The organism is Gordonibacter sp., from assembly GCF_036667095.1.
In the GTDB taxonomy this organism is placed as follows: Bacteria; Actinomycetota; Coriobacteriia; order Coriobacteriales; family Eggerthellaceae; genus Gordonibacter.
This window is the reverse complement of record NZ_JAVWUP010000119.1, coordinates 1-8,050: the sequence shown is the minus strand read 5'-3', so window position 1 is coordinate 8,050 and position 8,050 is coordinate 1. Positions and strand designations below refer to the sequence as shown.

The 8,050-nt window shown below is 60.5% G+C and carries 4 protein-coding genes; 2 read left to right on the top strand and 2 right to left on the bottom strand.

Annotated features, from left to right (window positions below):
* Nucleotides 1–3 precede the first annotated feature (3 nt).
* Both RR842_RS10090 and RR842_RS10085 read right to left on the bottom strand, forming a co-directional pair.
* Nucleotides 4–1,257 (bottom strand): putative ABC transporter permease, encoded by a 1,254-nt coding sequence (locus tag RR842_RS10090; protein WP_332712741.1) that lies wholly within the window; start codon nt 1,255–1,257, stop codon nt 4–6.
* Nucleotides 1,258–1,497: 240 nt separating this feature from the next.
* Nucleotides 1,498–2,949 carry a helix-turn-helix transcriptional regulator gene (locus RR842_RS10085; RefSeq protein WP_332521408.1) on the bottom strand — a complete coding sequence of 484 codons (1,452 nt, stop codon included), beginning with the start codon at nt 2,947–2,949 and terminating at the stop codon, nt 1,498–1,500.
* A gap of 297 nt (nt 2,950–3,246) precedes the next feature.
* Here RR842_RS10085 and RR842_RS10080 point away from each other — a divergent pair, with 297 nt between their 5' ends.
* Nucleotides 3,247–5,052, top strand: coding sequence for an FAD-binding protein (locus RR842_RS10080; RefSeq protein ID WP_332554397.1), 1,806 nt, complete (start codon nt 3,247–3,249; stop codon nt 5,050–5,052).
* A 963-nt stretch (nt 5,053–6,015) separates the two neighbouring features.
* Nucleotides 6,016–7,839, top strand: a complete 1,824-nt coding sequence (locus RR842_RS10075; RefSeq protein WP_332565660.1) for a flavocytochrome c — start codon at nt 6,016–6,018, stop codon at nt 7,837–7,839.
* The last annotated feature ends 211 nt before the right edge of the window (nt 7,840–8,050 follow it).

Sequence of the window (8,050 nt, the reverse complement as noted above, 5' to 3'; positions counted from 1 at the left end):
GCGTCAGTTCGCGCGGGTTGCCTTCTCGGGGTCGATGCTCATGCTTTGGAAGCGTTCTTGCATGAACTCGTTGTTGTAGTGCTCCGCGCAGAACTGGTCGATGGCGCTATCGGGCGCTTTGCCGGCCATGCGCCCGTACCAGCAGTCCAGGGCGACGAGGGTCATAGCGCCGTTCGCAATCATGAGTATCGCACACACCGACGTCACAGCATAGCGCCAATTCCAAGGAATCAGGTTCACCAGCTTGAGCATCTGAGGCAGCAGCAGCTTGATCCAGGCAAGCCCCAAGAAGCCCCACATGATCATGAACATGCCGTTGGTGCGTCCGTCGATAGAGAGCCAGGTGCCGGTATAGTCCCACGCCACGATACCGAAGGAGTACTGCATGAACCAGCTGGTCAGGTATTCGAAGATGCCGCCGATCGCAGCGCTTACCAAGAAGATGACGATGAAGTTTTTCTTGTGGAAGCGATTCAATGCCATGGTCATGAGCACTGCGCCGAAGCCGTAAATGGGGGAGAACGGCCCGTACAGCATGCCGGCACGGTCTTGGTAGTGACCAGGGTTCACCGCGGCGAAATGATACACCGTCTCGATGATCAGGCCCAGCACGCAGCATACGACAAATATCCAGAACAGGTTGAAGAAGTTCAGGGCGATGAACCCTTTGCCCGTCTCGTCGCGCCCGAGCGTTCCTTCTTTGGCGTCCTCGCGCGTTTCCATGTCGCGCAGCTTGCGCTGCAATTCGCGTTCCTCGGCGAGCGACGGGTCGAGGTAGCTGGTCAGCGCAACGAGGAACACCATGAGCACGGCGTAGAAAATAAGCGTTTCGTCCAGCCCGAACAGCATGATGTCCACAAGGATGGCGGCCACGAGCAGACCGGTGAGCACTTCTGCCATCTGGGCTGCATTGCGTCGTTTGTCGCGCAGCAAGCGAATGCCAAAAACAACAAATGCCACGGCAAGCACGGCGAGAAGGGCAAGTTCCACGAAAAGCAGCACTACGGTGGCAGTAGAGTCGCCAGCGAAGCTGCCATCTTGCAGAGCGAATACCATGACTACGATGACGAAAGCCATCATAGGAAGCACAGCCACGCCGCCGACAATGCACAGGATGGCGAACACCTTTAGGATCAAGGGAATCTTTTTCTTCAACACCGTTTGGGTTCGCGCCTCTTTTTCCTCAAGCGCTTCTATCTTGGTTTCCAGCTTCGCGTCGGTCTTTGTATCTCTCTCGACGTTGTGGCGGTTCGGCATAGCAGGTCCCTTCATTCCCCTGTCAACGATGTTATCGCTGGGTGTGTTCAGTATGCAGGCATATACGATACCATAGTGGCCAGGTCGCTCTTATCAAAGGGCGGTAACGAGATGGAGATGCGGGTGGCAGTGGAAGAGGTAGCGAGGTGCCGGACGCTGGCCGGGACGCGAGGGGAGAGGGATTCTCTAGCTAAGGAATGCCAGGTCTGCAGTGCTGGCAGGAGATGGGCGGGAAGCCGCTCACGCTCCCTCTTTGCCCTCGCCCTCGATCAGGTTGATCAGCTCCTGCTGCGAATGTACGTCGGTCTTGCGGTAGATGCTCTTGATGTGGCTTTTGGTCGTTTCGTCCCCGATGACCAGTTCCTCGCTGATGAACGCGCGGTTGCGGCCTTTCGCTAGCAGGAAGAACACTTCCACTTCACGAGGCGACAAGTGACAGCGGCGGGCCAAGCGTGTGCCGGCCTTCTCGAAATCGGATGCCGTGTCGGCTTCCTCCACGGGCTTCACGAACCCCCAGGCGGTGTTCGCCGAGCCGCCGCCTAGAGCAAACAAGGCGATGATGAGAATGACGAAGATGAAACCCGCCGACAGCATAGCCAACTGCAACTCCGTGGTGATAAGGCCGACAGCCAGGGAGGCGGCTATCGAGCCGACGAGCTGACCTAGCTGGATCGATAGCAGGCCCCAGCCCGCCACCCAGCCGGCGGGCACGTTGCCGCGTGATGCGGCGACGGCCCAGAGTGCCCACAGCACGATATAAAAGTACTGGTATCCTGCCTGGTGAACACCGGTTCCTATGACGTTCCACGGCTCCGATAGCGGTAGGAACAGAAAGCCTGCCGCCATGAGTGGCAGTGCTATCTGGTAGGTCAGGTGGTCGAAGTCCATCTTGTACACGCTCATGGTAACGAAAATGGCAATGGTGCCGCCTACGATGGCGACGATGTTCAGCAGGTCCCGTACGACGATCCACTCGTCTCCGGCCGGTGCCAAAAGCCCCTTCATAATGCCGAAGGATGCGCCGAAGAACAGGGCGATGGCGATGAGCCTCAAAGGCGGTTTCTCCTTCACCCGTACGTTACGGTTGCGGCGCGGTAGGCGAGGAGCGCTATGCTTGTAGTGGAGGAAGAGCCCCATGCTGGCAAGCGGAAGCAAAGCCACCAGCACTTGTGCCGGATCGATGGGCAGCAGCCGCACGACGAAGTACAGGCCTGCGGCTATGAGCAGGGCTGGCACGCTGTAGCTCACCGTGCGCTTCGATCCGAGCGAGGCGAAGAGCTCGGCCCACATCACCACGACGATGCCGCTTCCGATGCCGGTCAGCACGGCTCCTGTAACATAGAGGAGCGATGCGCCACTGCCTGCAAGCACCAGCGCGGAGTGCGACAGGGCCAGGGTTCCCAGCGCGGTCACGGCTCCCCCGGCCAAAGGAAGCCCCTTGATGTCGCCCAGAGGATTCCGAACATGGGAGAGCGTGAGCAAGAACGCTATGGTTACGACGTTGACTAGCAGCGACACGACCCAAAGCGGCTCGAGCGGCACGAGGCCGGTTCCCGTTGCGAGTGCGTCCAAGTGCTCGCTTTCCTTGTAGAACAACGGACTCCAGAACACGCACCAGATCCATATCCAATGGGCTGCAAAGCCCAGCAAATCGGGCGTGCGCCACAACTCTCTGCGCAGCGATGATGCCATGCTTACCCTCCCTCCGGCTCCGATAAGCCGCTCCCTCGCATGATTATACGCGAGGTAAGGGTTCTCGGCGGTCGACACCGGGGGAAGGCATCCCCCTGCCTGGGGGAATTATGCACGATGCGGCTCTTTCCCCCAGTACACGGGGCGCGGGCGAGGGGCTCTCGGCGGTAAGGTTCGAGTTATGCGATAGGGAAATCGCACCCGGTTTCTCAAGCGAGTTCAGAAGGCTAGGGCCAAGAGGGCCAAATCTGAGGACGAGGACCGGGCGAAGGGAAAAGGGATGAGGAGGGAATTACCATGAAGCAAAACGAGCAGGTCAACAAAGGCCTTTCGCGCCGTTCGTTCTTGGGCCTGGGCGGTGCCGCGCTTGCGGGCGCAGCGGTGGCCGGCATGGCCGGTTGTGCGCCGCAGTCGAAGGCTGATGTGACGGCGAGCGACAAGGCTGCGGCACCCGAGACCAAAAACGGCGCCACGGCAGGTCCTGATGCTGCGGGCACCCATAGCTGGGAGATCGCGCCTGAAGCTATTCCTGCGGACAAGATCAAGGGCACCGAAGAATGCGATGTGCTCGTCATCGGTGCGGGCCTGGGCGGCTGTTGCGCCTCCATCGCGGCGCTCGAAGAGGGTGCAGGCAAGGTCATCGTCGTCGACAAGAACCCCGAGACGGTGGTTGCGCGCGGCGTGCACATCGCCGGCTTCCATACCAAGGTGCAGCAAGACCTGACGGGGAAGGGCCTGCTGACCGAGCCCGACTACGGCCACGTCGTGCGCCGCTGGATCAACTGGGCGCAAGGCCGTGTCAAAGAGCCGCTGCTGTGGGAGTTCGCCCACAAGAGCGGCACGTGCTTCGACTGGCTCTACGACTTGGCGGCCAAGAAGGGCCTCGAGGCGATGCTCTGGGATGGCTACTACAAGGGCCCCGACTACACCGAGTACCCCGTCACGCACATCTTCTACAAGGCCGGCAAGCTTGAAGAGACGGTGAACTTCACGTTCTACCAGGGCTCCGGTGTGGGCGACGTGTACGGCAACGCCGTGCTGGTGCCCGCCCTGTACGAGACCATCAAGGAAAACGGCGGCGAGATCCGCTGGAGCACGAAAAGCGAGCGCTTGGTCCGCGAGGGTGACGGTCCCGTTACAGGCGCCATTGTTTCCACCGGCAAGAACGAGTACACGCAGATCAACGCGAAGTCGGTCATCATCGCCTCAGGCGACTACGCGGCCGATGACGAGATGTTCCACTACTATTCGCCCATGACCGCCTACGCCATGGACGGCCGCTTCTACAACCCGCCCGACTGCGACACCGGCGACATGCACAAGCAGGCCCTCTGGGCAGGTGCTGCCATGCAGAAGTCCGAGCCGCATTCGGCCGTCATGCACCTCGACTTCGGTGCGGCCAGCTACGGCTTTTTGCACGTGAACTGGGAAGGAAAGCGCTTCAAGAACGAGGATGTGAACACCCAGTCCAAGAGCGTTACCAAGGCGCTGCAAACGAACAAGGAAGCATGGAGCATCTACGACTCCAAAGGCTTGGAGCAGGTGAAGCAGCAGATCGACGCCGGATTGGGCGGCGGCTTGCAGTGGGGCCAGCTTACGCAGCCGGTGGGCGGCGAGTACAACCTGGAAGCCCAGAAGATCGTGCTGGAAGGCGAGGTCGAAAGCGGCCAGACGCTGAAGGCGGACTCGCTTGAGGAATTGGCCCGTGCGATGGGCGTGCCGGCCGAGAACCTCAAGGCGACGGTCGACCGCTACAACGAACTCTGCGACCTGGGCAAGGATGTCGACTTTGGCAAACGCCCCGAGGTCATGGGCAAGGTGCTGGAGCCACCGTTCTACGCCGGCAAGCTGGTGGCCAGTCTGCTCACCATGTGCGGCGGTCTGCGCCAGGACCTCGAGTGCCGCGTGCTCGATGCCGAGGACAAGCCGGTCGAGGGCCTGTACGTGTGCGGCTCGGCCGCAGGCGAGTTCTTCGGCGCTGGCGACTATCCGACCTACGTTCCGGGCATCGGCCATGGCCGCTGCGTGACGTTTGGTCGCATTGCGGGCATCAACGCCGCCGGTGGCGACGCTGCCAAGGAGATTCCGAGCTTGGAGATCTAGCTTACTCGCGGGTGGCGACGTTTTCGTCGCCGCCCGTTTCGGCTCGGCGGGAATGATTTGCCTGTCGAGGCTATCAGGTGCGGCACTGATTTTGCCGCCGTACCGTCCTTGGCCTGAGCCGCTCGGCTTAGGCCAAGATTCGCAAGCCGCCGCTCCTCCCTCCCTTGAGCGGCGGCTTTTTGGCGCGACAACCCTCGAATTCTTGTGCGACTTCTGTCGAAGGTTCGAGGGTGCATTTGCTTGATCCGCGCAAGAATCCTGCGGTGAAAAACCGGCATAGGTACGGTCGATCTGCAAGGTTGCGGCGCTAGGATGGATCCACGAGCGTGGAGGCGGCGCGGTTCCACACCCCTTCTCAACCGAGAGCTCTTTCAAGAGACAGCGGAGGGAGGTGGAAGACCATGACCATTTTGGCCTTGATTGCGGCAATCCTTGAGTTTGCATCCAGCGCGATGAACTTTATCGTGGTAATAAAGGAGCGACTCCCGATCCGCAAGGACAAGGAGTCGTAACAAAGAGCCAAACCGCCGAAGCGATTCGAGAGCCGTGGGGAGTAGACTCTCCCTGCGGCTCGCCTGCATTATAGCCATAATCGCAGTTTTTGGGCAAGGGGCTTTACCTAAGCCGAACACGATAAATGACTGCGCTTCATTTAGTAAAGAATTGAAAGCAAGCAGCGCGACTTCCCGTAGCGTTTGCACCTTCGCCGAAGAAGCTGCCCCTGCGCAGAGGCGCTCGTAGCCTAGGCCGAGGTAATGCTCCGTATTGCGGTGACTTACTTTTCCATTAGCTGCTGTATTCCCAGTTCAACGAGCATCACCCCTGAGGTTTGAGGGTGCTTGCCCCTGGGTTTCCCTCGGTTTCAAACCTTAGCGGTGATGCTCGGGCTTCTGCTGGCATCTAGTATCGACCTCGACGGATCGGGGATTCGTAAGTATTGGGAGTAATTACAAGGAGGGCACTATGTCGAATCTTTCTCGCAGGAACTTCATCACGGGCGGCGCGCTGGCGGCGATTGGCGGAACGTTTGCTTTGGCCGGATGCGCCCCGCAGGGCAAGTCTGACGCGCAGACGGCGAGCGCTGCTGAGGGCTCGGGCGCGCAGTCTTGGACGGGTTCGGCTAACGGCAAGGGCGGCCCCATCGAGGTCGAGGTCATCACGGAGGGCTCGAACATCGCTCGCATCAACATCTTGAAGTCGCGCGAGTCTTACGGCGTGGGCACGACGGGCATGGACATTGTGTCCGACCTCATCGTGAGCAACCAGACGCTCAACGTGGACATGGTTTCGGGCGCCACGGTTTCGAGCATGGCGTTCCTATCGGCGGTCGAGCAGGCTGTGGACAACTCGGGCATGAAGGCCAGCGAGTGGAAGAAGCGCGACAAGGCCGTTCCTGCAGCGCCCGAGAATCTTGAGCAGGCCGTGGACGTGGTGGTCGTGGGTGCCGGCGGTGCGGGTTATGCCGCTGCCATTACCGCGGCCGACGCAGGCAAAAAGGTCGTGCTGCTGGAGAAGTTGGGCATTACGGGCGGCGACACCATCCTGTCGGGCGGCGCTATGGCCGTGCCGAACAACTGGTTCCAGCACAAAGAGGGCATCGAGGACAGCGTTGCCAAGATGGCCGAGGATATGATCGTGGGCGGCGACAACGTAGGCGACCCGGCGCTCGTGAACGTTATCTGCGAGGGCGCACAGAGCGCCTTTGACTGGCTGGTGTTCGAGGGCGGCGTGGCATGGCAGCCTTACCAGCGCTTCTTCGGTGGGCATTCCGTCTCGCGCTCCCTCATCCCCGAGGGCAACGAAGGCAGCGGCATCATCTGCAAGCTGGAAAAGCGCGCCGAGGGCCTGAAGAACCTCGTCATCTGTCGCAACACCAAAGCCGACGAGCTGGTGAAAGACGCGTCCGGTGCCGTGGTGGGTCTGAAAGCCTCGAACACCGCCACGGGTGACACCTATGACTTCAAATGCAAGGCCGTCGTGCTGGCTGCAGGTGGTTTCGGCTCGAATGTTGAGATGCGCACGAAGTACAACGCCGAGATGGACGACCGCATCCTTTCCACCGACTCCGTGGGCGCTACGGGCGACTGCCACATGATGGCTGAGAAAATCGGTGCGAACCTCATCGACATGCAGTACATCCAAACCTATCCCACCTGCGACACGGTGACCGGTGCGCTGCTCTACGTGGGCAACATGCGTTTGGAGAACCGCGCCATCTGCTTCAACAAAGAGGGCGACCGCTTTGTGGAGGAAATGGAGCGCCGCGACGTCATCTCCAACGCCATCAAAGTGCAGACCGACGGCGTCGGCTACATGATCTTCAATCAGGACGGCCTCGACCACACCGACATCGCCACGGTGAACGCATCCGAGTTCGACGGCCTCATGGGCCGCAACCTCATGACCAAGGGCGAAACCATTGCCGAGGCGTGCGAGCCCTTCGGCATCGACGCTGCCGAGTTGGAGAAGACCGTCGAGAAGTGGAACGGCTACTGCAAAGACGGCAAGGACCCCGAGTTCAACTACCGCGCCAAGCTCAACCCCATCGAGGGCGGCCCGTACTACATCCTGGCGTACAAGCCTTCCGTGCACTACACCATGGGCGGCCTGCACATCAACCCCGACGCGCAGGTGCTCGACACCGCTGGTGCCGTCATCCCCGGCTTGTTCGCGGCCGGCGAGCAGGCGGGTCACAAGATGGGAACCAACCGTCTGGGCTCCTGCTCCATTACTGACGTCATCGTGTTCGGCCGCGTTGCCGGCGCGAACGCGGCGGCACTCGCGTAACCTCCTGCGTGAGTGAGGGTGCCTCTGACAGGGCACCCTCGGTGCTTGGCTGCGCTTGATAAAGATGTGGTGTTTTGGACGCTCGAAAACCTGAAAGCTTTCGGCAAGACGTGATACAATCGCAGCATCAGCGATGCCCGTGGTCTAAAACTCTGGACGGGCGACGCGTTGAGGTCGGAGCCGGTAGCTGTTACTACCGGCTCTTCTTATC